Origin of the sequence: Bacillus sp. FJAT-27251, assembly GCF_001273925.1 — a bacterium.
Taxonomy (GTDB): Bacteria; Bacillota; Bacilli; order Bacillales; family Cytobacillaceae; genus Mesobacillus_B.
Map to the genome: position 1 here is coordinate 4,314,211 of NZ_LIGG01000001.1, position 24,216 is coordinate 4,338,426.

General features: G+C 46.7%; 21 protein-coding genes and 2 other annotated features. Of the genes, 4 read left to right on the forward strand and 17 right to left on the reverse strand.

The genetic code is table 11. The features are described from left to right. Positions 1-9: 9 nt before the first annotated feature. The 4 genes from ADU22_RS20295 to ADU22_RS20310 all read right to left on the reverse strand — a co-directional run bounded on the left by ADU22_RS20295 (position 10) and on the right by ADU22_RS20310 (position 5,121). Positions 10-2,832, reverse strand: a complete 2,823-nt coding sequence (locus ADU22_RS20295) for a 2-oxoglutarate dehydrogenase E1 component (RefSeq protein WP_053363794.1) — start codon at positions 2,830-2,832, stop codon at positions 10-12. A gap of 276 nt (positions 2,833-3,108) precedes the next feature. Further along, positions 3,109-3,345, reverse strand: coding sequence for a hypothetical protein (locus ADU22_RS20300; protein ID WP_053363795.1), 237 nt, complete (start codon positions 3,343-3,345; stop codon positions 3,109-3,111). A 152-nt stretch (positions 3,346-3,497) separates the two neighbouring features. Next, complete coding sequence (gene mnmH, locus ADU22_RS20305) at positions 3,498-4,568, reverse strand: tRNA 2-selenouridine(34) synthase MnmH (RefSeq protein WP_053363796.1); 1,071 nt, start codon at positions 4,566-4,568, stop codon at positions 3,498-3,500. Between the two features lie 142 nt (positions 4,569-4,710). After that, positions 4,711-5,121: a hypothetical protein gene (locus tag ADU22_RS20310; RefSeq protein ID WP_156324411.1), complete on the reverse strand. Its 411-nt coding sequence runs from the start codon at positions 5,119-5,121 to the stop codon at positions 4,711-4,713. 232 nt (positions 5,122-5,353) lie between these two features. Between ADU22_RS20310 and ADU22_RS20315 the strand changes: the two genes are divergently transcribed. Beyond that, positions 5,354-5,953 carry a class I SAM-dependent methyltransferase gene (locus tag ADU22_RS20315; protein ID WP_053363798.1) on the forward strand — a complete coding sequence of 200 codons (600 nt, stop codon included), beginning with the start codon at positions 5,354-5,356 and terminating at the stop codon, positions 5,951-5,953. A gap of 63 nt (positions 5,954-6,016) precedes the next feature. On the opposite strand, the gene trpA is transcribed toward ADU22_RS20315, so the two are convergent. The 8 genes from trpA to ADU22_RS20355 all read right to left on the reverse strand — a co-directional run bounded on the left by trpA (position 6,017) and on the right by ADU22_RS20355 (position 13,684). Then, positions 6,017-6,775: a tryptophan synthase subunit alpha gene (trpA, locus tag ADU22_RS20320; protein ID WP_053363799.1), complete on the reverse strand. Its 759-nt coding sequence runs from the start codon at positions 6,773-6,775 to the stop codon at positions 6,017-6,019. Then, a complete protein-coding gene (gene trpB / locus ADU22_RS20325; protein WP_053363800.1) occupies positions 6,762-7,988 on the reverse strand; it encodes a tryptophan synthase subunit beta in 1,227 nt (408 codons plus the stop codon). The genes trpA and trpB overlap by 14 nt, the downstream gene beginning before the upstream one ends. After that, positions 7,985-8,602, reverse strand: a complete 618-nt coding sequence (locus ADU22_RS20330; protein WP_053363801.1) for a phosphoribosylanthranilate isomerase — start codon at positions 8,600-8,602, stop codon at positions 7,985-7,987. Before ADU22_RS20330 ends, trpB begins: the two co-directional genes overlap by 4 nt. Continuing rightward, on the reverse strand, positions 8,599-9,378 hold the full coding sequence (gene trpC, locus ADU22_RS20335) for an indole-3-glycerol phosphate synthase TrpC (RefSeq protein WP_053363802.1): 780 nt from the start codon (positions 9,376-9,378) through the stop codon (positions 8,599-8,601). Before trpC ends, ADU22_RS20330 begins: the two co-directional genes overlap by 4 nt. A 1-nt stretch (position 9,379) precedes the next feature. Next, positions 9,380-10,405: an anthranilate phosphoribosyltransferase gene (trpD, locus tag ADU22_RS20340; RefSeq protein ID WP_053363803.1), complete on the reverse strand. Its 1,026-nt coding sequence runs from the start codon at positions 10,403-10,405 to the stop codon at positions 9,380-9,382. Continuing rightward, a complete protein-coding gene (locus ADU22_RS20345) occupies positions 10,389-10,991 on the reverse strand; it encodes an anthranilate synthase component II (protein WP_053363804.1) in 603 nt (200 codons plus the stop codon). Before ADU22_RS20345 ends, trpD begins: the two co-directional genes overlap by 17 nt. Further along, entirely contained in the window at positions 10,972-12,372 is a 1,401-nt protein-coding gene (gene trpE, locus ADU22_RS20350; protein ID WP_053363805.1) for an anthranilate synthase component I, read from the reverse strand. Before trpE ends, ADU22_RS20345 begins: the two co-directional genes overlap by 20 nt. Positions 12,373-12,434: 62 nt before the next feature. Continuing rightward, positions 12,435-12,671: a binding site (T-box leader), on the reverse strand. Between the two features lie 44 nt (positions 12,672-12,715). After that, positions 12,716-12,961 (reverse strand) — a binding site (T-box leader). Between the two features lie 69 nt (positions 12,962-13,030). Further along, entirely contained in the window at positions 13,031-13,684 is a 654-nt protein-coding gene (locus tag ADU22_RS20355; protein WP_053363806.1) for an MOSC domain-containing protein, read from the reverse strand. A 117-nt stretch (positions 13,685-13,801) separates the two neighbouring features. Between ADU22_RS20355 and ADU22_RS20360 the strand changes: the two genes are divergently transcribed. After that, on the forward strand, positions 13,802-15,061 hold the full coding sequence (locus tag ADU22_RS20360; protein WP_053363807.1) for an MFS transporter: 1,260 nt from the start codon (positions 13,802-13,804) through the stop codon (positions 15,059-15,061). 83 nt (positions 15,062-15,144) lie between these two features. On the opposite strand, the gene ADU22_RS20365 is transcribed toward ADU22_RS20360, so the two are convergent. The 4 genes from ADU22_RS20365 to ADU22_RS20380 form a co-directional block, all read right to left on the reverse strand. Then, a complete protein-coding gene (locus tag ADU22_RS20365) occupies positions 15,145-15,945 on the reverse strand; it encodes a DUF2935 domain-containing protein (protein WP_053363808.1) in 801 nt (266 codons plus the stop codon). A gap of 111 nt (positions 15,946-16,056) precedes the next feature. Next, complete coding sequence (locus tag ADU22_RS20370) at positions 16,057-17,928, reverse strand: PTS fructose transporter subunit IIABC (protein WP_053363809.1); 1,872 nt, start codon at positions 17,926-17,928, stop codon at positions 16,057-16,059. A gap of 12 nt (positions 17,929-17,940) precedes the next feature. Further along, complete coding sequence (pfkB, locus tag ADU22_RS20375) at positions 17,941-18,855, reverse strand: 1-phosphofructokinase (protein WP_053363810.1); 915 nt, start codon at positions 18,853-18,855, stop codon at positions 17,941-17,943. Further along, complete coding sequence (locus ADU22_RS20380) at positions 18,852-19,604, reverse strand: DeoR/GlpR family DNA-binding transcription regulator (protein ID WP_053363811.1); 753 nt, start codon at positions 19,602-19,604, stop codon at positions 18,852-18,854. The genes pfkB and ADU22_RS20380 overlap by 4 nt, the downstream gene beginning before the upstream one ends. Positions 19,605-19,792: 188 nt before the next feature. Between ADU22_RS20380 and ADU22_RS20385 the strand changes: the two genes are divergently transcribed. Together ADU22_RS20385 and ADU22_RS20390 are read left to right on the forward strand one after the other, a co-directional pair. Beyond that, positions 19,793-20,977: a sulfite reductase subunit alpha gene (locus tag ADU22_RS20385; RefSeq protein ID WP_082252955.1), complete on the forward strand. Its 1,185-nt coding sequence runs from the start codon at positions 19,793-19,795 to the stop codon at positions 20,975-20,977. Between the two features lie 198 nt (positions 20,978-21,175). After that, a complete protein-coding gene (locus ADU22_RS20390) occupies positions 21,176-22,036 on the forward strand; it encodes a manganese catalase (protein ID WP_053363813.1) in 861 nt (286 codons plus the stop codon). Between the two features lie 365 nt (positions 22,037-22,401). On the opposite strand, the gene ilvD is transcribed toward ADU22_RS20390, so the two are convergent. Beyond that, entirely contained in the window at positions 22,402-24,078 is a 1,677-nt protein-coding gene (gene ilvD / locus ADU22_RS20395; protein WP_053363814.1) for a dihydroxy-acid dehydratase, read from the reverse strand. Between the last annotated feature and the right edge of the window lie 138 nt (positions 24,079-24,216).

The window sequence follows — 24,216 nt, forward strand, 5'->3', positions numbered from 1 at the left end:
TCCTCTCCTTTACTTCTTCGTCAATGCTTCGTTAATGATTCTTGCCTGTTCAATTTTATGGATATCCGGCTCCCCTTCTGCCGGGCTTGACCGCCTTATGCGCCCAATATAGCCCACTTCAAGCCTTTCTTGAAGGGCCTCATTGATGCGCGGCTCAACAAATGTCCAAGCTCCCATGTTCTTTGGCTCTTCCTGGACCCATACTACTTCTTTCAAATTCGGGAATTCCTGGAATTTTTCCTTCAGCATTTCAAGCGGGAATGGGTAAATCTCTTCCAGCCTGAATATTTGCAGCCAGCCATGCTGTTCGGGATCCACCTTATCTGAAAGGTCAACGGCAATTTTGCCGGTGCATAGTACAACCTTTTCAATTTTTTCCGGATCGGTTCCGAGTCCTGGCTGGCTGATGATGGACTGGAACTCTCCTGAGCTGAATTCTTCCGGTTCAGAAGCCACAAGCGGATTGCGGAGAAGGCTTTTTGGTGTCATCAACACTAGCGGCCGGACTGCTTCTCTAGGCAAAATCGCCGCTTGCCTTCTTAAAATATGAAAATATTGTGCTGCCGAAGTCAGGTTGGCAACAGTCCAGTTATTTTCAGCGGCAAGCGTAAGGAACCGTTCGAATCTTGCACTTGAGTGCTCAGGCCCCTGCCCTTCATAGCCGTGAGGAAGCAGCATGACCAGCCCGGACTTTTGCCCCCACTTGGCTCTTCCGGCAGCAATGAACTGGTCAAAAATGACTTGGGCTGCATTGGCAAAATCACCATATTGGGCTTCCCAAAGAACCAGGGTTTCAGGAGCAAAAACGTTATAGCCATATTCAAATCCAAGTACCGCTGCTTCAGATAGCGGGCTATTATGCACGGAGAATGAGGCTTTCGCATCCGGCAATGCATGCAGCGGCGAAAACTCTTTTCCTGTTTCCCTGTCATGCAGGACGATATTCCGATGAGCAAATGTTCCCCGCTCCGAATCCTGGCCTGTAAGCCGGACCGGCGTTCCATCACATATGATTGAGGCAAACGCCAATGTTTCGGCCAATGCCCAGTCAATTTTTCCATTCTCATTGAAGGCTTCCAGACGCCTTTTCAAAATCCGCTCGAGTTTACCGAAGACTTTAAAATCTGCAGGCCAGCTTAGCAGGTCCTGATTGATTTTTGCCAGCTTTTCCTGCGGTATGGAGGTCTGGATTCTAGGCAGGCCTTTTTCAATCACGTCAGGGACTTCGACTTCGCTTAAGTCATGCCCGGTTTTTTTCGGCACCTTGTCGTAAGCGGACGTCAGCTTTTGAAGCACTTCCGCAGACAAGTCCTTTGCCTGCTGTTCATTTATCACCTGATGTGACAGCAGTTTTTTCTCGTACAATTCCTTTGCTGTAGGGTGCTTTTGAATGATTTTGTACATAAGCGGATTGGTTGTCATAGGCTCGTCCATTTCATTATGACCGTAACGCCTATAGCCAATCAGGTCAATCAGGAAGTCTTTTCCGAATTTCGTCCGATACTCGACCGCCAGGAGGGATGCCACTATGCATGCTTCCGGGTCATCCGCATTAACATGGATGACCGGGATTTCGTATCCCTTTGCAAGGTCGCTCGCATATCTGGTTGATCTTGAATCAAAAGATTCGGTTGTAAAACCGATGGTATTATTGGCAATGATATGGACAGTACCGCCAGTATTAAATCCATGCAGCCCGCTAAGATTCAGTGTCTCCGCCACAATTCCCTGGCCAGGAAATGCTGCGTCCCCATGGATTAAAATGGATAGCGCCCTGGAAGGATCCTGTGTGGATTTTCCTGGCAGGTTCCGTGTATCCTGGGCAGCTCTTGTAAACCCTTCCACTACTGATCCGACAAATTCCAGGTGACTTGGATTATTGGCCAAGGTCACTCGGACTCTAGCCGTGCTTTCGGATTTAATCTGCCGGTCCAGTCCAAGATGGTATTTAACATCGCCAGTCCAGCCAAAGTTAATCCCAACTGAACCTTCCGAAGGAACCAGTTCCTTGCTGGGAGCATGCTGGAATTCAGCAAAGATCATTTCATAAGGTTTGCCCAGCACATGGGCGAGCACATTCAGCCGTCCGCGATGGGCCATGCCGATGTTGACTGTTTCCACTCCATCTTTCACGGAGTCCGAAATGACCTCATCTATTAAAGGAACCATTGTCTCCAGCCCTTCAATGGAAAAACGCTTTTGCCCGACAAACGTGCGATGGAGGAATCTTTCGAACTCTTCAACCTCAGTCAGACGCTTAAGCAAGGAGATGCGTCTCTTCTGATGAAGGTTGGGAATTAGCTCTCCACTTTCAACCTTTCGGCGAAGCCAATTCTGTTCGTCCAGGTTATGCACCTGATGAAACTCATAGGCTATAGTGCTTGTGTACACCTGTTTTAAGTGTTTAATCGCTTCTGCGCCATTTTTGACATGTGGGGGAGCATCCGGACAGATCAAGTTTGCCGGGAGCTGTTCCAAATCCTTTTCACTGATCCCCCATTTTTCCGGTTCATTGAGAGGGTTTTGCTGCCCCCTTTCCGACAATGGATAAACATCTGCTGATAGATGGCCATATGCCCTGATATGGTCCGCCAGCCGGAGCGCAGCAATTATTTTTTCAGCATCGCTGACTTGAAGTTTTTCATGTGTTTCATGTGTTTCTGATTTTGAAAGATTCATTGCTGGAATATTTCCTTGGTCGAAATATTCCTTCATTTCCGGGTCTACTGAATTCGGGTCCTCAAGGTACCTTTCATACAGCTCAATGACATATCCCAAATTGGGCCCGTGAAAACCAGACAAGGCATCTTGACTGGCACCAGGTTTGTTCATAGAAGTTCCCCTACCATTTCTTATATAGTTAAAACGAATCCCACAATTAAAAAATGAATAATTTTTAAAATTCAGGGGATACCGTTTTCATAGTCATTTTACCACTGCTCATTGACGAGTACAAAGGTTTTGAACTCAAAGATAGTGAAAACATTGGAAATTAATTTTCTTCTAAATCTTATCTTACAAAAATTTCAAAGGAAGCACTTTAACCTCCTTTTTTTCTAAAAAATGTTTTTTGTCAATAAAAATGCCTGGCAGGATGCCAGGCTGGTTTCAGAAGTTCATCAAAGTTAGATATAGTGTTTTGGGAGTGGGAAGTTCGCTTCTCTTCTCGATCAAAGAGGCAAGGATGATATCATGGTTGTCCGCTGGCAATTCCATATGGCCGCAGCTGATGGTTTTTTGGAATCTTGCACCAGCTATGAATACATCCACCCCGTCATCGGTCAGGAAACCCACATTTTCTTCTAATACCGAGAAACGGCGGTGACAGTTTTTCGACTCTCGCATTTCATCCATCCTCTCATGGTAGCTGTATTTTTATTATATACTAAAAATTCCGAATTTTTATGTGACATTTTTTTGACTTTTTGTTACCGCCAATAGGTTCCAGTGATAAAAAAAAAGCATGTGGTCAGTGCCCACACACTTTTCTATTAATTTTACATTAAGGCAGTCCGGCTGGATTGGTAATTTTCACCCAATTCTTTCACGATCAGGGCCGCAGCCTTCACGGAATCATCTCCATGAACCTCAATGAATTGACCACTATACTCTTTCAGGGAATGGCTGTATCGCGGATCGTAATAATGTATAAGCAGGATTGAAATCACTGTACGGTAATCACCTTTGACGAGAGCCTCTTCCAGCTCATAAGCCAACTCGGGATTTTTCAGGCGCTTGACAATCCTTTCTACCTTGTCGTCCACATTGTTTTTGAACCAGGTTTCCGTTTTGTAAGGCTCAACGTATTCCCTGTAAATCCGTTCAATCCTATTCTCAAGCGAACAGGAAATAAGAAAATGAGTTCCGTTCATTTTCCGTTCGACCATGATTTCTGGCTGCGCTGCACGGCCTATCCGCTTGCTCTCTGCTTCAATAATGAAATAGGCGGATCCTTTTATCTCTCTTAAACGCTCAAATAGTAGGGCATCAAACGTTTTCTGGTTATGGCCGTCGCCGATTCCGATCGTTCCAAATAGCGAGCCCCGGTGGTTGGCCATCTTCTCAAGGTCCAAAACCGGGTAACCCCTTCCTTGCAGTTCCTTAAGGATCTCGGTTTTTCCCGTTCCTGTCAGGCCATGCAGAACCACCGCCTTCTCTGGCAAAAGCATGGGAATCTGCTCCAATATATACTCCCGGTACGCTCTATAGCCTCCGGCCAGCCTTAAGGATGGTATTCCGGAAAACTCCAGAAAGGAGGCTACAGCTTTGCTTCTCGAMCCTCCCCGCCAGCAATGAATGACAGGCTGTGCGCCTGAATCCTCCAAGTTTTTTATTTGCTTTAAAATGGATGGCAGTTTCGGGGAGACAATTTCCATCGCACGCCATTTTGCCGCCTGGTCTCCGGAATGTTTATATAATATGCCAATTTCCTGGCGCTCTTCATTGGTAAAGAGGGGAATATTCACGGAACCTGGAATGGCTGCCTCTCCGTGCTCAATGGGTGAACGAACATCGACCGGCACATATTTCTTTGACTGGACGAGTTCTTCAACATTTATATCATGCATTTCCAATCATCCTCCAAGGATCCTTTCTGCCAATTAAAATACCGGCTAAAACTCCACTATTTTACACCCAAAAGCTAAGGATTTCAAGCAGCAGGGCAGGAAGGCAAGAAAAATTGCCTGGAAGAAGTTCAATTCCCGTTCTTTATTTAATCTCTACACCAGTCAATCGCCTAAGAGACCGGCAAAATTTCTTCCACTCTTTTGGAAAGGCTTCAAGCCCCTCCTTTTTAAAAACGCCTCCCTTCGTTTCGAGCATGACGGACCAGGACATGCCATCCACTATGATTCCATCTGCCTGATAATCTTCTTCCCAGTCCCATATGTGGAATTCGTAAAGCTTTTTCCGGAATTGCTCCAAAGAATCCAGCCTGGCAATTGGCTTAATAGGCTTTGTTTCCTTTTTATCGAAATTCCATTCAAAATAAACGAAGGTGTTTTTTTCAAAATCGGCAACGATTTTAACTTCAGGTCCCGGATACCCATTCAGTACGGCCGTCAGCTTAACAATATCGCGGTCAGGCCTAATGGGCACAACATCCACGTTTACATTCATTTCTGTCACTTTCCCTTTTATCTAATTCTTTCTATGGAGATGCCTCCATACCCTGTGAATACAATAAGTATATAAACCTGTCAGGCATAATACTGTAACAAACTGCACGTTTCGAAAAAAATCCCAATATTATTATCTTTTATAAAATAGGCAGAATTTATTATTTTAAAAAATGTTTAAGGCCGGAAAAGAAAGGGTTAATAGAAGGAAAACAAATATGAGGTGTTAAGGAATGCTAAATACAATGGACCGCCAATTCGAACAACCAAAGGGATTCTTCGGCAGAATCGCTGGGTTCATTATGAACCTTGAAAACAAAAAAATAAACAGATGGACGATCCGAAAGCTGAATCCACACAAAGGCGATACCATCCTTGAAATTGGATATGGTCCTGGCTATGCCATAAACGAACTTATGGAAACCAAAAGAAGGATCACTATCCACGGGATCGATCTTTCTGCAAAAATGAAGCAGATGGCCGAGCGGAAAAACCGTGATTATATCCAGCAGGGCAGAGTGCGCCTGTATTCCGGGGATATCATTGATTATGAGCCCTCCCACCTTTATGATAGGGTATTTTCGGTAAATAATTATCCTCTTTGGGAGCATCCCGAGCAATCGCTAAAAAAAATATACAACATGATGAGCACTGAAGGCAGAATTGCCTTGACGGTCCAGCCCAGGGAAGATGGGGCAGACGAAACAACAACCAGGACCCTTGGGGCCAAAATACAGAAAGACCTTGAAAAAGCCGGCTTCAAAGATGTTTCGGTGGCGTATGGAAATTATCGGCCTATATTGACGGTTTGTGTCACAGGCATCAAAAGATGACCGGCTTGAGAGCAACAGAATATAAAAACACAAGGACAGCCCCAAACGGCTGTCCTTGTGTTTTTATTTGGCTGCTTCGACAAGCTCTCTGATCTCCTCCAGTTTCCCTTCATGGAACAGTTGTACTATTTTGCTGCCGACTATAACTCCATCGCAGTGGGATGCCATTTCTGCCACCTGCCGGGGAGTAGAGATGCCAAAGCCGGCAAGAACTGGCAGTGGACTGATCTCTTTAACCTGTTGTAGAAAATGGCTGAGATTCCCGGCAAAACTCGTGCGGGCACCTGTAATCCCTGCCACGGTAACCGCATATACATATCCGCTTCCCCTTGCCGTTATTTCCCTGATCCTATCTTCGGGACTGGTCACAGTAACAAGCCTTATCAGCTCGATCCCATGCTTTTCTAATTCCGGCAGAAACAAATCCTCCTCTTCAATGGGCAAATCAGGAATAATGCACCCATTAATCCCTGCCAAAGCCGCTTTCTCCGCAAACTTGGTGATTCCTAAAGCCATTATAGGATTTGCATAAGACATGACAATAAGCGGAATGGTTATTTGGTCCTTGAATGACTGGACTGTTTCCAGGACTCCTTTTAAAGTCGTCCCTTCATTAAGAGCCCTTAATCCTGCTTTTTGGATGGTAGGTCCGTCGGCAACTGGATCGGAAAAAGGAATCCCAAGTTCAACCGCATCCACGCCGCACTCTTGCAAAAACAGCAGCTTATCTTTCAGGGATTCCAGCCCGCCATCCCCCGCGACAATATAAGGAACAAATGCTTTATGGTCAAGTTGATGAAAAACCTGTTTAATTTTCGTCATGTTCATTTCCTCCCATTTGGTCTCTGATTGTCTGGACATCTTTGTCACCGCGGCCAGACAGGCAGATTACGATTCCTTCCTCCGGGCTCATGCTGGCTGCCAGCTTCATGGCATAAGCCACAGCATGAGCACTTTCCAGAGCAGGAATAATCCCTTCAAGCCTTGACAGCTGTTTTACTCCATCAAGAGCCTCTTCATCAGTGATGGATTCGTACTTCACCCGGCTGATCTCATGGAGGTAGCTATGCTCAGGCCCGATCCCCGGGTAGTCCAGCCCGGCCGAAATGGAATGAGCTTCCTGGATTTGGCCATGTTCGTCCTGGAGCAAGTACATCATGCTGCCATGCAGGATACCCGGTTTTCCTTTCGCCAGGGATGCAGCATGGCGGCCTGTTGAGATTCCGGCTCCCGCGGCCTCGACTCCATACATTTTCACACCCTCATCCTCGATAAAGGGATGGAACATTCCGATTGCATTGCTGCCGCCGCCAATGCATGCAACAAGCGCGTCCGGCAGCCGGCCTTCTTTCTCGAGGTACTGTTTCTTTGTTTCTTTTCCTATTACACTCTGAAAATCCCTAACAAGCTTCGGAAACGGATGAGGCCCCATAACTGATCCTAGTATATAATAGGTATCTCCCACATTCGCAACCCAATAGCGAAGGGCTTCATTTACCGCATCCTTCAGAGTGCCGCTTCCTGAACTGACGCTGACAACCTTTGCACCGAGCAGTTCCATTCTAAATACATTGAGCTGCTGCCTTCTGATATCTTCTTCCCCCATATAAATCACACATTCGAGATTCAGCAATGCACATACAGTTGCTGTGGCGACTCCATGCTGCCCAGCCCCCGTTTCAGCGACAATCTTGCGTTTTCCCATGCGGACAGCAAGCAGGGCCTGCCCAATTGTATTATTAATTTTATGGGCTCCAGTATGGTTAAGATCTTCCCGCTTAAGATATATTTTTGCTCCTCCAGCACGGGCAGTCAGATTTTCCGCATAATAAAGCGGTGTTTCCCTGCCTACATATTCTTTGAGCAAATAATTCAGCTCTTGATGGAAATCCTCGTCMGCCAAGGCCTTCCCATAGGCTTCCTCCAGGTCAATGACTGCCTGCATCAGTGTTTCAGGAACATACCTGCCGCCAAATTGGCCAAAATGTCCTTTTAAATCCGGCAGTGTGTAGGCTGCTGTCTTTGTGTTATTCATATCCCCTCATCCTCTCCGTCTTTAGCTATTTTAATGAACCTTCCAATTTTCCTTAAATCTTTTTCTCCCTCTGTTTCCACTCCGCTGCTTACATCCACCATGAAAGGACGGACCTTATTTATTGCATTTTGCACATTATCAGGATTCAGGCCCCCTGCAAGGATGACATTCCGGCCACTTTTTGCCCCGCTTGCAAAGTCCCAGTCAAAGCTCGTTCCATTTCCGCCTCTGTACATGGCAGGGGGACTGTCGAGCAGGGCATAGTCTGATTTCTCATAATCAATTGTGGTGATGTCCTCTTTATCTCTTATACTATAAGCCTTAATGAGAGGCATGCCGATTTCCATGTAATCCCCTGGACTTTCTTCTCCATGCAGCTGGATATGGGTCAGGCCGGCCAGTTCAGCAATTGATGCGACTTTTTCCGGAGGTTCATTTACAAATACCCCCACCTTCCAGACAGCCTCCGGGAGTTCCTCGATGATTGCCTTGGCCTCCCCGGGAGTAATTTGCCGCTTGCTTGGTGCGAAAACAAAACCAAGTGCATCCGCACCTGCTGCTGTGGCGTGCAAGGCTGCTTCGACGGTTTTGATACCGCAAATCTTCACCTTCATAACTGTTCCACCGCTCTCAAAGGAACTTTGAAGTCCCTGAAGAGCTGCTGCAAATCTGGAGCCGCCATGAAGGATTCCCCAACCAGAATGCCATTGGCTCCCGATCCAGCTGCTCTCATTACATCCTCTCTCGTTTTCAAGCCGCTCTCGCTGATCAAAAATGCCCTTGATTTTCTTACGATTGGTCCTAGCTTCTCGGTTGTATCCAAATTAACCTCAAAGGTTTTCAAGTCCCGATTGTTGATCCCGACTAATTCCGCACCTGCCGACAGTGCTTTCTCAAGATCCGCTTCGTCATGGATTTCAACAAGGGCTTCCATTCCAAGCTCCTTCGCGTATTCATGGAGGTCCTTTAATGAATGCTGGTCATGCACGGAGGCAATCAACAGGACGAGGTCGGCGCCGGCTGCTGAGGCATGGCTGATCTGTTTTTGTTCGATAATAAAATCCTTGCAAAGGATAGGAAGTTCCACTGCACTCCGCACTTCCTTCAAGTCATCCATGGTTCCTTTGAAGTGGCTGTCTGTAAGCACGGAGATTGCGGAGGCTCCATATTCAGCATACATGGCAGCCTGCTTGGCCGGCTGAAGGCTGTCATTGATCAACCCCTTAGAAGGAGAGGCTCGCTTAAACTCCGATATGATGCATAACTCGGATGCATTTTTCAATTTTTCAATAAAAGAATGTTTTTTCTGTGGCAACCCGATCGCAATTTCACTTAAATCCCTTATGTCTTCCCGCTTTTTGGCGATGATTTTGTCCAGAATGGTTTGCATTTTATATGACCGCCCTCTCCGCATTTTTGCTTTTTTTGATCAATGTTTCCAGCTTATCCAGGGCACTTCCTGAATCGATGCTTTCGGCTGCCTGGAATATCCCGTGCTGGATGGTATCTGCCCGGCCGGCAGCAAAGATTCCGATGCCCGCATTAAGCAGCACAGTGTCTCTGTAAGCCCCTTTTTTGCCTTTAAGTACATCAAGCAGGATGGCCGCATTCTGCTTTGCATCCCCGCCGATGATTTCACTGTTTTCATACTGTGAAAGCCCAACTTCTTCCGGATGGACGATTTCACGGACAATTTCGCCATCCTTTAAGATAACCAGCTGGTTATCTCCTGCGAGTGACGCCTCATCCATCGAGCCCGCCCCATTCAGGACCACAGCCCGCTTGCGGCCCAGTTTCTTCAGCACCTTGGCAAAGAGCTCAAGCCTATCGGCCCGGTTTATGCCGAGAAGCTGGTAGTCCAAATCAATCGGATTGGTCAATGGCCCAATAAGGTTGAAAACGGTTGGAATCCGAAGGTCTTTTCTAACCTTCATAATCCGCTTGATTTTTGGATGGACATAAGGCGCAAACAAAAAGGCAATACCGTTTTCTTCAAGAATGTCTTCCGTTTTCTCCGGGGATAAATCCAGCGGGACTCCCAGTTCCTCCAAAACATCCGCACTTCCCGTTTTGCTCGATATGCTTCTGTTTCCATGTTTGGCCACTGTAACCCCCGCCCCGGCAATGACAAATGCCGATGTTGTGCTGATGTTGAAGCTTTGTGACCCATCACCGCCCGTGCCGCAATTATCAAGGACTCCAGTGAACTTCCTGCCAAACGCCCTGGAATTGCTTCTGAATGCTTCGACGATGCCAGCTACTTCTTCAACCGTTTCTCCTTTGGTTTTAAGGCCGATCATAAAAGCAGCAATCTCGCTGTCGGAAATTTCATCCGAGAAGATTTTGCTCACCGCTTCTTCCATTTCAGGCTGTGTCAGGGATTTTCTTGCCGTTAGTTTTTCAAGATAGGACTTCATGTTTTTCATTCTCCTTCCGCATCTGTATTAAGAAGTTATTCAGCAGCTGTTTTCCTTCCCTGCTTGCAATGGACTCGGGATGGAACTGCAGCCCATAGAGAGGAAACTCTTTGTGCTTGATAGCCATGATTTCGCCATCTTCGGCAGAAGTGGCAAGGACGTCGAACTGTTCCGGAACTGTATTTTTTTCGATAACCAATGAATGGTAGCGCATGACATCCATCTTTCGGGGCATCCCTGCAAAAATGGATGTTCCTGAATGGTTCAATCCTGAAATTTTGCCGTGCATGACTCTCTCAGCCTTGGTGATTTTGCCTCCAAACGCATACCCGATCGCCTGGTGTCCGAGGCAGATGCCCAGGATTGGAATGCTTGGCGCCAAAGCTCTGATGATATCCACACATATACCTGCATGTTCCGGCCTGCCTGGACCAGGTGAAATAATAATTGCCTCTGGCATCATATTAAGCACATCGTCGACAGTGAGAGCATCATTTCTCACAACCACAGGAAGGCTTCCCAGCTCTCCAAGATACTGATAGAGATTAAAGGTAAATGAATCATAATTATCGATAAGCAGGATCATTTGCAGCCTCCATTAATGCCCTTAACTTATGGGCAGTCTCTTCAAATTCCTTTGCGGGATCCGAGTCATGGACGATACCCGCTCCAGCCTGGATATAGGCTTTATTGTCCTTGATGACCATCGTTCGTATCGCTAGGGCAAAATCCATGTTCCCGCAGGCAGAAAGGTAGCCGATGGCTCCCGAATAAACCCCTCTTTTTGTCTTCTCAAGCTCGTTGATGATTTGCATCGCCCTGATTTTTGGGGCTCCTGAAACCGTTCCAGCCGGCAGGCAGGAGGCCAGCCCTTCTGCTGCAGAACACCCTTCGGCCAGCTTTCCGCTTACTTCCGAAACCAGATGCATGACATGCTGGTATCGCTCGACCTTCATATATTTTTCCAATTTCACAGTGCCGACCTTGCAAATGCGTCCCAGGTCATTCCGCCCCAAATCCACAAGCATCCTGTGTTCGGCAAGCTCTTTTTCATCGGCAGCGAGCTCTTTCTCGAGCAGGACATCCTCTTCCGGGGTTTTTCCTCTTGGCCGGGTACCAGCTATTGGATTTGTCAGGATGCTGTTTCCCCTCGCTTTAACCAGGCTTTCCGGCGAAGCTCCTGCAATGGAGTAGTCACCATAGTCCAGGTAATACATATAAGGGGAGGGGTTTTTCACTCTTAATTTCCTGTAAAAGCTGAACGGATTACCGGAGACCTCTGCCTCGAGCCTTCTCGAAAGCACTACTTGAAAGATGTCGCCTTCTTCAATGTATTTCTTTGCTTTTAAAACCAGTTCTTCGAATTCTTCCCTGCTTACATTGGATTGGAAGTGTGATAATTTGAAATCCTCTTCCTGGCTGGTGCTTCCACCCCTAAGCTCCTGTTTCCGCTTTTCCAGGCGCTGCGAAACCTGCTCACTAGTCGAACCCGGCAGTTCAAACCCGATAATAAAGACCTTCTGTTTCAAATGGTCAAAAGCAATCACTTCATTGAAAACAAGTAAGTGCGCCTCAGGCATTTGGAGCGGATCGGCCGGTTCGGGCCCAACCTCTTCATAATCACGGATTACATCGTAGCCGATATAGCCGACTGCCCCTCCAATAAACGGGATATCGGCAATAGACTCTGCAACTGGCAGGTAATCTTTTACGATGTCTATGACTGGGCCTTCCCTGATCAGTTCCCCCGAGGGGCCCTTTACAGAAGCCTTCCCCCTGAACCCCTTGATTTCATATACAGGCTCGGCCCCGATGAAGGAAAAACGTCCTGCGTCCTCATGTTTGAGAGAGCTTTCAAGCAGGAACTTCTGCTTTCCCGATATCTTCTGGTAGATGGCTATCGGGGTAAGAGTATCACCCTCGATTTCCTCCACCTTCACGTTTATCCCCTGATCTTGAATGACCATAAAGAATCCCCTTTCCAATCCAGATAAAATAAAAAAGTCCCCTATACGCACAAAAAGTGCATATAGAGGACGATTACGTATGACCGCGGTGCCACCTCAATTGAAACGGCGCAGGCCGTTTCCCCTTTTCGAATACTGTTCAATATTCTATCCTTTTAACGGCGGAACCCGTGCTTTCCTACTATGTTTCAGAAAGCCTCTTGCAAGCCCATTCGATAAACCATTTCGTACCGGTTCCCAGCAACCCGGCTCTCTGTGACGAAATTAGCTTATGTACTCTTCTTGCGCAACAATTTGCAAATATGAAGTTTTCGAACAAAACAAAAAGGGTTTCCCGCCTGTAAATAAGGACGAGAAACCCGTGGTGCCACCTTGATTGGCCGAAACCGGCCCGCTTTGAGCATCAAAGCACATGCTTTAATGCCTGCCTCTTGTAACGATGAGGCCCCATTCGCCGGAGCCTACTTTCCCAAAGGGGTTCGGTCCGGGGCTCAGAAGTCCATTCACTGTAACGTCCATACTGGTTCGCACCACCCACCAGCTCTCTGACATTTCCGTTTCAGCTACTCCTCTTCATCAACGCCAACGCTATTGTTGTTTATAATCATAAACAACATCCCAGTTAAATGTCAATGATTAATTTTCAAATTATTAAAAATTACCTAAGTTTTCTATTCCCCTGCAGCCTTTTGCTAAATTGCCGCTTCCATTCATCCGCCAGTGCATCAAGCTGTACAAGTTCGGCGATGGCTGCTCTATTTTCCTGCCCGTGCAGCATCAGCTGATTGGCCCTGTAAACCGAATAATCTTGTTGCACCCGGCTGACAAGTTTTAAGACAGAAGTTTTTCTGACGATTCCCTCTTCAAGCACTCTAAAGAAACAGCCGGTCAAGCAGGTTTCAAACACCCTGTTCAACAGAGTGTCAATTCTGTTATGCCTGGAAATAGTCGAACACGGGACACGCCCCTGGGTGATTTCAACCACAGCATCTCCAAGCTGGAACACATCGCCAATATACAGATCCCTTTCCGTAATGCCCGCCACGGTGATATTTTCCCCGAATGCGGGCAAATTAAGCTTCGTTCCGTATTCCTTTTCCCATCTGCTGTAATGGTCAAATGGATATAGGCAGACTGCCCTATCCGGTCCGCCATGGTGTTTTGTATCGGCTATTCCGTCGCCTGCAAACCCATCTTTCCAAAGCATTGCTTCTTCAATGGGTATTTTGCCAATGGCTGATATATCCCGTCTCTCCCTCCAGTTCTGTTCTTTTGGCATCCCGACGTTCAGTTGAACAATCACGGCTTCCATATGTATTCCTCCCTAATTGCTTCTTTGTCTTATCGAGAATTTTACCATAAAAAAGAAATGCTATATCCTTACTTTTAGTAAAAGCTATTAACAGTATGAAATAAGGCGGGTATTGAAATGAACTATGCGGAAAAATTGTTCAGCCATTCCGGGAAAAAAACCTCCCGGAAAAAGTCGGGTACCAGCGGAAAAAGATGGGCAGTCTTATCCATTTCCTCCATTCCTTTGGTGATGACATTGGGGAATAGCATGCTGATTCCCGTTTTGCCAGTAATGGAACGGCAAATGGGCATTTCTTCTTTTCAATCCAGCTTGATCATAACCGTTTATTCGGTGGTAGCCATTTTCCTCATTCCAATTGCCGGATATTTGTCTGACAGGATTGGCCGAAAAAAGGTCATCATCCCAAGCCTGTTTATCGCAGCCATTGGCGGATTGCTCGCAGGTTGGGCATCCTGGCAAATAGATAACGGTTATTGGGTCCTACTGATAGGCCGGGCATTGCAGGGAGTCGGAGCAGCAGGTTCCTTCCCTATCGTCCTACCACTCGTGGGGGATATGTTTAAGAATGAAGAGGAAGTAAGCAGTGCACTGGGAGTAATTGAGACATCCAATACCCTGGGCAAGGTATTAAGCCCGATTCTCGGTTCCTACCTTGCGGGAATCATTTGGTTCCTGCCTTTCTTTTCAATTCCAGTTTTTTGTGGAATTTCCATATTGTTAATGCTGCTTCTTGTAAAAGCGCCCAAGAAGAAAAGCAAAGCCTTGCCATTTCGGGACTTCATCAAGAAGATAAGGCTAATCTTCAGTGAAAATGGGCGCTGGCTGTATGCGATTTTTTTTATCGGGATTATCCTCATGTTTGTTTTATTTGGCGTCTTGTTTTATCTTTCTGATATTCTAGAATCAAAGTATGGAATTACAGATGTAAAGAAAGGACTTTTTCTCGCCCTGCCTCTTGGAGCACTTTGCCTGTCCTCTTTTATCACAGGGAAGCTGATTAAGGAGAATCAGGTACTCATGAAATGGATTGCTTTTGTGGGAGCCTTGCTTCTTGGAATCTCGACAGCCGTCCTGGGTTTTTCAAAAGATTTATGGTTCCTGATCGCGATTTTCCTTGTAGGGGCAATTGGTATCGGAGCCTCCTTGCCGCCACTTGATTCTTTGATCACAGCCAGCATTGAAAAAGAAGAACGCGGAACAATCAGCTCCATATACAGTTCAATGCGGTTTATCGGAGTAGCGGCTGGCCCCCCTGTTATCGCCATCATGATGAAGAACTCTGAACAGATGATGTTTTATTTATTGACAGGACTAAGCATTGCAGCTGCCCTTGCGACTTTATTTGCCATCAGGCCAAAGAAAAAAGGAGCATGAACAGGTGCGCCTTCAAAAAAGGACACCTGTTTTACATAAAACGGTTTGGCTCAAAACATAAAAAAAAGCGGGTGCTCCCCGCTTTAACTTTGCTGGGTCCTAGGTTTTCCAGGGTCGCAATCCGGATCCTCCAAACCCGTCGATTCGGCCACTTTTGTCAGATAATAGCATTCTTCCCTGTACATATGGTCTGCCATCAACGGCGAGATGGCACTCAGCACTTGGTTATTCAGTTCCATCTCTTCCAATTCCTCAAGGAAACCCATAAACAGGCGCATCTCAAGAGTAACATTATGATTCATCCGCTCCAACGCAGGAAATGAAGAAAGGTTGGTCCGCAGGAAGCCCGCCATTTCAACTGCTTTAAGGTAAAAATCCATGAAATGTTTTGTGTATTGGTCACTTTTTTCTTTAAGCCTTTTTTCTGTCAAATCAAGATTATCAGAAATGCTGCCAGCATGACCGACGGCATCCTGCAGCCAAAGTAAATGATGGTGCAATTCATGGAATATTGGCGGAATCTCCGAGCGTTTAAGATACTGTAGTACGCGAATATATTCTTCCACTTCATTGACCATATGATTGACAAAGCTGGGGGTAAACTGGATGGTCACCCTTCCTGTCAGCATCTTAGCGATCAGTTCCAGCTTAAAAGCCCTAATCTTTCTTGCTTCTTCATCCACTCTTCTGGTTAGCATTAACAGGTCTGAATGGCCCACATCTCCAAGCAGCTGGTCAAAGACGGAGATGAAATACTCTGCCTTTGCAATTTCCTCTTTTTCTGCCGGTGACAGCGCATCCTTTAGAAAACGGCCATGATCGCCAAGCACCTGCAGCCAGAATTTATGTTCAAAAATTGCGGCCTCCCTGAAGTCGTTTACCATTAGAATCTCCTCCTTTACATTCATAAAAGGATATCAGCGATTCAGGGAAAATATGTATGTCCATTCGTAAGCAGCATGCAAAAAGGCAGACTATTTGTCTGCCCTTTTGTGCTATTTAACAGACTTCTTTAAAATTCCAAGCAAGACAGCCGTTACGATTGACCCTGCAAAAATCGCTGCCAGGTACAATAGCCATCCGCCTTCTACCAGAGGGGCCACAAACAGGCCGCCATGAGGTGCGCGAAGGCTGATATCGAACATCATTGTCAGGCCCCCGGCAACTGCAGCACCTGCCATTGCAGAAGGAATCACACGAAGCGGGTCTGCAGCCGCAAATGGAATCGCCCCTTCTGTAATGAAGGATAATCCCATGATATAGTTAGCCTTGCCTGCGTCCCGATCCTGCTTGCTAAATTTATTTTTAAACAGAGTCGTTGCAATCGCAATTCCAAGCGGTGGAACCATTCCAGCTGCCATGATTGCCGCCATTGGTTCATACACGCCATTTGCCAAAAGGCCGGTTCCAAACACATAGGCAGCCTTGTTGACTGGACCGCCCATGTCAAATGCCATCATTAACCCGAGGACGACTCCAAGCAAGACAGCGTTGCCCGTGCCCAGACCCGACAGCCAGCTGGAAATACCCTCATTTAAAGCGCCTACAGGCTCGTTGACGAGGTAAAGCATTAAAAACCCGGTTAATGCGATCCCAAAGAGCGGGTATAGCAAAATCGTTTTAATTCCTTCGAGGGAAGAAGGAAGAGAAGCAAACACTTTCTTTAACCCAACAACGAGATACCCTGCGAGGAATCCGGCAACCAGTCCGCCAAGAAATCCTGCCCCGCCGGCAGCTGCCAGTAATCCGCCTACCATACCAGGGGCAAATCCAGGCCTGTCAGCTATGCTCATCGCAATAAAACCGGCCAGCACAGGCACCAGCAATCCAAAGGCTCCGGCGCCGCCGCCAATATCCATGAGCGCTTTGGCAATTGGGTGATAAGACGGATCGCTTGGATCAGCGGCATTATAGCCAAACATGAAGGAAATCGCTATGAGTATMCCACCGCCGACAACAAACGGAAGCATATTGGAAACGCCGTTCATCAGGTGTTTGTAAATCGTTGCACCTGCCGACTTCTTCCCTTCTTCCTTAGCTGGACTTTCATTGCTGCCTTTATAGACTGGCGCTTCTTTTCGAACCGCCTTCCGAATAAGCTCTTCAGGCTTTCTGATTCCGCTGGCGACTGCCGTTTCAATGACTGGCTTGCCTGCAAACCGGCCCATTTCGACCTTGGTATCCGCAGCCACAATGACAGCCGCTGCCCGTTCGATATCATCTGCCGTAAGGACGTTTTTCGCCCCTCCGGAGCCATTGGTTTCTACTTTTATATCTACTCCAAGTTCAGCGGCTTTTGCCTTTAAAGCATCCGCTGCCATATAGGTATGGGCGATGCCTGTCGGGCAGGCAGTCACTGCGACTATAAAGTCCTTTTGGGTGGAGACGTCCTTCTCCTCTTCCTCTTCCTCTTCCTGGTCATAGCTGTTGATAATATCGATCACTTCATCTTCTGAGGCCGCATTCATCAGCTTTTCCCGAACCTCGGCACGCATGAGCATTCCCGACAAACGGGCCAGTGCTTCAAGATGGGTATTGTTGGCACCTTCGGGGGCAGCAATCATAAAGAATAAATGAGCAGGCTGCCCATCCAGGGATTCATAATTGACACCTGCGTCGGATTTTCCAAAGACGATGGCCGGTTCCTTAACAGAAGCAGTTTTAGCATGTGGAATGGCGATTCCATCTCCTACTCCAGTCGTGCTTTGTTGCTCTCTATTCAGGATGGCTGCCTTGAAATTTTCACGATTATCTATTTTCCCGGCATTGTGCAAAACCCCAACAAGGCTGTCAATCGCTTCAAGCTTGCTTGTTCCTTTCATCGAAAGAAGAACGGTGTCCCTTGTCAGCAATTCTGTGATTCTCATAGTTTCTCCTCCTTAATTTACCCTGGTGACATGAATCTGCTGCAGCAATTCCTCTGCTGTTTCCCTGGATCCGAGACCGATGGAAAAGGCTGTCGCACTCCCGGCGGCAACGCTGTAGCGGAATGCCTCGTCAAGGGAAGTCCCGCTGGTATATTTGCCTAAAAAGGCCGCCACCATTGAATCGCCTGCTCCAACAGAACTCTTCATTTCCCCTTTTGGAACATTGGCGGCAAAGGATGCCTGTCCGGTAATCAAAACAGCGCCCTTGTCCGCAAGCGAAACGATGACATTTTTTGCTCCCATCTCCTGGAGCTTTCTGCCGTAATGGGCAGCTTCTTCACATGTATGAATCTCTCTTCCAAAAAACTGCCCAAGTTCATGATGGTTTGGTTTAATCAGGAATGGCTGATAGCCGATAATTTTTTTCAGGATGCTGCCTTCCGCGTCCACGACAAACTCTGCCCCTGTTTCGTTGCAGATCATGACAAGTTCTTCGTAGATATTTTCTGGCATCCTTGCAGGTATGCTTCCCGCCAAGACAAGAATGTCGCTTGAACCAAGCTGGCTGATTTCCCTTTTGAGGTCTTGAAGATTTACAGCGCAGATGTTTGGTCCCTGGGCATTGATTTCTGTTTCTTCCTTTGCCCTCAGCTTAATATTAATCCTTGTATCTTCTTCCACTTCGATGAAGGAGGTTTTCACCCCTTCACGATTCAAGTATTCTTTCACATACGCTCCGGTGAAACCGCCAACGAATCCTGTTGCAACACTAGTTACTCCCATGGAGAGAAGGACTCTTGAAACATTGATTCCTTTCCCGCCGGGAAACTTAGCCTCAGCATTGGTTCGGTTCAGGCTCCCTAGCTTCACTTCTTCCAAGCCAACAATATAATCAACCGATGGATTTAACGTAAGCGTGTAAATCATGATGTCACAACCTTTAACATAGTTTGAGCCGAATAGTTTTCGTTTGTTTCCTGATCCAAATCATCTGTAATAATTGCAGCTTGATCAATATGGGCAATTTTCGCGAAGGCAACTTCCGAAAATTTGGACGCATCAGCCAAAACAAATACTTCCCTGGATAAATCCATCGCTTTTTGTTTAATGAGTGCTTCTTCCTGGTCAGGTGTTGTAAAGCCAAATTGATGGTGTATACCATTAACTCCTAAAAAACATTTATCAAATCGATATTGATCGAGGCTTGCAAGTGCCCCTCTGCCGATCATCGCTTTTGTATTTTTCTTGGCGAAGCCGCCAAGGATATAAGTGTTAATATTCCGATCCAGCAAAGGCAGGAGATGAAGCAGACCGTTTGTTACGACAACAATATCCTTATCAGGCAAAAAAGGAATCATTTCATAAGTAGTCGAGCCGGCATCCAGGAAAATGGAATCTCCTTCTTCTACAAGGCTTGCAGCATATCTGGCAATCCGTTGCTTTTCATGAAGGTTTTTGGAAGATTTTTCGATCATGCTGGGCTCCTGGAGCTTTCCTTGAAGCCTTGCTGCGCCACCGTGTACCCTTTTTAGGAATTTGCTCTGCTCCAGCTGGGTAAGATCGCGTCGGACCGTTGATTCCGAGGCACCAGTAAGCTCTACCAGTTCCTGGATTTTTACTACTGACCTCTCTTTTACCAACTGAAGGATCATGCTCTGGCGTTCAGGTGTAAGCATTTTTTTCAACATCCCTTCATGGTTTGGTAAGCTCATTATAATGTAACCGTTAACAAATTTCAATCATTTTCCGTCAAAAACAATCAATTTATTTCAATTCCACTCATTATCTGAAGGGTGTGAAAAATGACACAGCTTTGTCATGGCCTCTATGGTATCCTCTCTATAGATACTAGAATGAGGTGAATATGATGGTATTTGCAGTTGAAAAAAACACTCAGCAAACCAGCCCTATGGCACCAACCCCCTTCTCCAGAAACAATCCTTATATGGCATCAGTCCTGCAGACTTACAATTTAAATGGAAACGGCTCCCGGAAAGAAACAAGGCATCTCGTACTATCGTTAAAAGGGTCCGGACTCGGCTATGCACCAGGCGACTGCCTTGGCATCATACCGTCAAATGATCCCGAGCTGGCCAGTGCCATCCTTGCCGCAATGAAATGGGATGGAGATGAGGAGATCACCATCAATAAAAACGGTGAAAAATTGCCGCTTTGGAAGGCGCTTACAAATTATTTCGAAATCACCCTGCTCACGAAAAAACTAATGCAGTCAGCAGCGGATTTAACAGGGAATTCCCAAATGAAAAAACTTGTTAGCGTCGAAAATGCGGCCCAGCTGAAGGAGTATATCCAGGGGCGGGACCTCCTTGATATGCTTCGCGATTTTGGGCCTTGGAATGCCTCTGCCCAAAATGTGGTTGCTCTGCTGCGAAAAATGCCGCCTCGTCTTTATTCCATTGCCAGCAGCCTGAAAGCACATCCTGATGAAGTGCACCTTACGATTGGCGCAGTCCGCTATACGGCCCATGGGCGCGAACGAAAGGGAACCTGTTCGGTGCTATGTGCGGAACGCCTGGAAATTGGCGATAAGCTCCCTGTATTTGTCCAGCCTAATAATCACTTTAAACTGCCACAGACCAAGGATACGGATATTATTATGGTGGGCCCGGGCACCGGGATTGCCCCTTTCCGTTCTTTTATTCAGGAAAGAGCGGCATCAGGCTCGGAAGGGAATTCATGGCTGTTCTTTGGGGACCAGCACTCCGCAACTGATTTTCTTTATCAAATGGAGCTGGAGCAGTATTGGAAAAAAGGTGTGCTTACTAGATTGGACGCCGCTTTCTCCCGGGATACAGACCAAAAAGTCTACGTGCAGCACAAAATGCTCGACAACAGCAAGGAGTTGTTTGACTGGCTGGAAAAGGGAGCGTCCTTTTATGTTTGCGGAGATAAACAGAATATGGCAAAAGATGTGCATAACACACTTCTCGAAATCATAGGGAAAGAAGGGTACATGAACCAGAAAGAAGCGGAGGAATATCTTCTTTCCCTTCAAAAAGAAAAACGTTACCAGCGTGACGTATATTAAAGGTAGAGTTCTGTTCCTGCTCTGTCTGAAAAATAGAGCGGAAATCTCCATTCTGTGCAGGGAGATTTCCGCTCTTATTTATCGTTTGCCATCTCTTTTCATTAGCAAATTAAGCCACTGGAACAGGCACCCGGAACAAATGCCTACAATATACTAGGTTGAAACAGTTGGGAGAGAATCACTAAATGAGGTGAAAAGATGTTTTACCACGTGAAAGAGCTGCAGTACCGCGCTAAACCAGAAAGGCCTGACCCGCTGTTTGCCAAACAGCTGCAAGAAATCCTAGGCGGTCAATTTGGCGAAATTTCAGTCGCTATGCAATACCTTTTTCAAGGTTGGAGTGTCCGGGGGGATGGAAAATACAAGGATTTGCTAATGGATACCGGGGCCGAGGAACTTGCACATATTGAAATGCTGGCAACCATGATTGCCCGGCTCCTGGATGGGGCGCCAGCCGGCGATTTGGAGGATGCGGCAAAGGATCCTGTCATAGGTGCGATACTCGGAGGGATGAACCCACAGCATGCCATTGTCTCAGGTCTTGGTGCAATGCCCGCTGATTCTGTCGGCAATCGGTGGACAGCAGACTACATCGCTGCGAGCGGAAACCTGCTGGCCGATTTCCGCGCAAACCTTAATGCAGAATCCCAAGGCCGCCTCCAGGCTGTCAGGCTGTATGAGGCAACCAATGACCGGGGAGTCAAGGATATGCTGTCATGGCTGATTGCCCGCGATACGATGCATCAAAACCAGTGGATCGCTGCGATCAAGGAACTGGAAGCAAAAGAAAATGTCGTCGTTCCAAGCACCTTCCCGCGTGAGCTTGAAAAACGCGAAGTGGCATATACCCTGTTCAATTATTCCAGGGGGAATGAAAGTGCTTCCGGCCGTTGGGCACAGGGGACTAGCATGGATGGCCTCGGAACTTTCAATTATGTTGAGAATCCTGTTCCTTTTGCCAAAAAACCGGTGTTGAAGCCAGCTCCTCCTTATATCCATGATACACTCCCTGCCGTCCTCAGGGAAAATAGCGGAATGCTTCCGCCGAGCACGGAATAAGCTGAAGCTTACGATAAAAAGACCTGGGGAATGCCCCAGGTCTTTATAAGCAGTTCGGTTTTAAAGCAGAATGCTTCTGTGATGATAAAAGCGCGTTGATTTACTGAGATTAATCACATTAACGGAAGAATTCCGCTTAAATTGGGAAATACCCACATTTCCCGCAATATAAAGGGACTTTTTCCGTTTAAATGAATATTATTCCCAAATTTAGCGGTGTATAGAGAAGTTAATCGGAATATATCCGCTTATACCAGCTTCTCGAGCCCTCGCTATTACTTTAACCGGAATTTTTCCGCCTATGAAATCTTTTCCTACAAGAGTAATAAACAATGAATCATAACAGAGTCTTTAACTTCATCAGTCTAAATCTTCATGATGCCGCCCGTGCTGGCAGAGGTAACCAGCTTGGAATAACGGGCCAGATAACCTGTTTTCACCTTTGGTTCGAAACCTTTCCAGTTCGCCTTGCGCACTTCCCATTCTTCTTCAGGAACTTGGACATCCATTGTGCGGTTCTCGATATCAATGACAATATGGTCCCCATCTTCAACAAATGCAAGCGGTCCGCCCTCGGCTGCTTCTGGTGAGGCATGCCCGATGGACAATCCGCGTGAAGCGCCGGAGAAGCGGCCATCGGTGACTAGCGCTACCTTGGGGCCAAGTCCCATTCCGACAATTTGGGAGGTCGGTGCCAGCATTTCCGGCATTCCCGGACCGCCTTTTGGTCCTTCATAGCGGATTACCACAACATGTCCCGCTTTCACCTTGCCCTTTGAGATGCCTTCCAGTGCATCTTCCTGTGATTCAAACACAATTGCCGGACCTTCATGCTTTGTAATTCCATCCTGTMCCCCGCCTGTCTTGATGATCGCACCATCGGGAGCCAGATTGCCGAAAAGAACTGCAAGCCCACCCTTTTCTGTATATGGATTGTCAATTGGACGGATCACATCGTGGTTTTTCACTTCACATCCAGCAATATTTTCACCAAGAGTTTTTCCAGTAACCGTCAATGTATCCAGGTGGAGCGCTCCCTCTTTCTTTGACAGCTCATATAATGCTGCAGAAACACCGCCAGCTTCATGCAGATCCTCAATATGATAATCAGACGCTGGAGCAAGTTTTGAAAGATGTGGAACACGCTCTGCGACCTCATTGATTCTTTCGAGAGGATATTCAATTTCAGCTTCATTTGCCAATGCAAGCGTATGAAGAACTGTATTTGTAGATCCTCCTAGTGCCATATCCAGGGCAAAGGCGTTGTCAATTGCCTTCTCCGTCACAATGTCCCTTGGCCTGATATCCTGCTTCACAAGGTTCATCAGTTGTTTGGCAGACTCTTTAACAAATTCTCTGCGTTCAGGTGAAACTGCCAGGATTGTTCCATTGCCCGGCAGCGCAAGCCCCAGCGCTTCGGACAGGCAGTTCATCGAATTCGCCGTGAACATGCCGGAACATGAACCGCATGTCGGACATCCAAACTGTTCTAATTCTTGCAGCCCCTTGTCATCCAATTTGCCAGATTGATAGGCTCCGACTCCTTCAAAAACGGATGATAGCGATATTTTCCGGCCATCACTCGTGACACCCGCTTTCATTGGACCTCCGCTCACAAAAATTGTTGGAATATTCAAGCGAAGTGACGCCATCAGCATTCCAGGAGTGATTTTGTCGCAATTTGGAATGCAAACCATGCCATCAAACCAGTGGGCTGCCACTACTGTTTCAACAGAATCGGCAATGATTTCACGACTTGGCAATGAGTATCTCATCCCAATGTGACCCATGGCAATCCCGTCATCGACTCCTATTGTATTCATTTCAAATGGAACACCGCCTGCTTCGCGGATGGCATCTTTGACAATTTTACCGAACTCCTGCAAATGGATATGGCCAGGAACTATATCAATATAGGAGTTTACGACTGCGATAAACGGTTTGTCGAAATCTCCCTCCTTTACTCCGGCCGCACGCAATAAGCTTCTGTGCGGCGCACGGTCAAAACCTTTCTTAATCATATTACTGCGCATTTCAGCCATGATTCTTCCCCCTTAACTATTGCAGAAGATTAAGATATTTCACTATATCTCTTCTTGAATAATATTACTAATTTAACACTTTATCTTGGATAATGCAAAGCAAAATTCAGATAAATCTGAACTTGAAAACGTTTTTAT

Coding starts and splice junctions, on each gene's coding strand:
- ADU22_RS20295 (WP_053363794.1), bottom strand. CDS start 2,832: ATGAACAAACCTGGTGCCAGTCAAGATGCCTTGTCTGGTTTTCACGGG.
- ADU22_RS20300 (WP_053363795.1), bottom strand. CDS start 3,345: ATGCGAGAGTCGAAAAACTGTCACCGCCGTTTCTCGGTATTAGAAGAA.
- ADU22_RS20310 (WP_156324411.1), bottom strand. CDS start 5,121: ATGAATGTAAACGTGGATGTTGTGCCCATTAGGCCTGACCGCGATATT.
- ADU22_RS20315 (WP_053363798.1), top strand. CDS start 5,354: ATGCTAAATACAATGGACCGCCAATTCGAACAACCAAAGGGATTCTTC.
- trpA (WP_053363799.1), bottom strand. CDS start 6,775: ATGACGAAAATTAAACAGGTTTTTCATCAACTTGACCATAAAGCATTT.
- ADU22_RS20330 (WP_053363801.1), bottom strand. CDS start 8,602: ATGAAGGTGAAGATTTGCGGTATCAAAACCGTCGAAGCAGCCTTGCAC.
- trpC (WP_053363802.1), bottom strand. CDS start 9,378: ATGCAAACCATTCTGGACAAAATCATCGCCAAAAAGCGGGAAGACATA.
- trpD (WP_053363803.1), bottom strand. CDS start 10,405: ATGAAGTCCTATCTTGAAAAACTAACGGCAAGAAAATCCCTGACACAG.
- ADU22_RS20345 (WP_053363804.1), bottom strand. CDS start 10,991: ATGATCCTGCTTATCGATAATTATGATTCATTTACCTTTAATCTCTAT.
- trpE (WP_053363805.1), bottom strand. CDS start 12,372: ATGGTCATTCAAGATCAGGGGATAAACGTGAAGGTGGAGGAAATCGAG.
- ADU22_RS20355 (WP_053363806.1), bottom strand. CDS start 13,684: ATGGAAGCCGTGATTGTTCAACTGAACGTCGGGATGCCAAAAGAACAG.
- ADU22_RS20360 (WP_053363807.1), top strand. CDS start 13,802: ATGAACTATGCGGAAAAATTGTTCAGCCATTCCGGGAAAAAAACCTCC.
- ADU22_RS20365 (WP_053363808.1), bottom strand. CDS start 15,945: ATGGTAAACGACTTCAGGGAGGCCGCAATTTTTGAACATAAATTCTGG.
- pfkB (WP_053363810.1), bottom strand. CDS start 18,855: ATGATTTACACGCTTACGTTAAATCCATCGGTTGATTATATTGTTGGC.
- ADU22_RS20380 (WP_053363811.1), bottom strand. CDS start 19,604: ATGCTTACACCTGAACGCCAGAGCATGATCCTTCAGTTGGTAAAAGAG.
- ADU22_RS20385 (WP_082252955.1), top strand. CDS start 19,793: ATGATGGTATTTGCAGTTGAAAAAAACACTCAGCAAACCAGCCCTATG.
- ADU22_RS20390 (WP_053363813.1), top strand. CDS start 21,176: ATGTTTTACCACGTGAAAGAGCTGCAGTACCGCGCTAAACCAGAAAGG.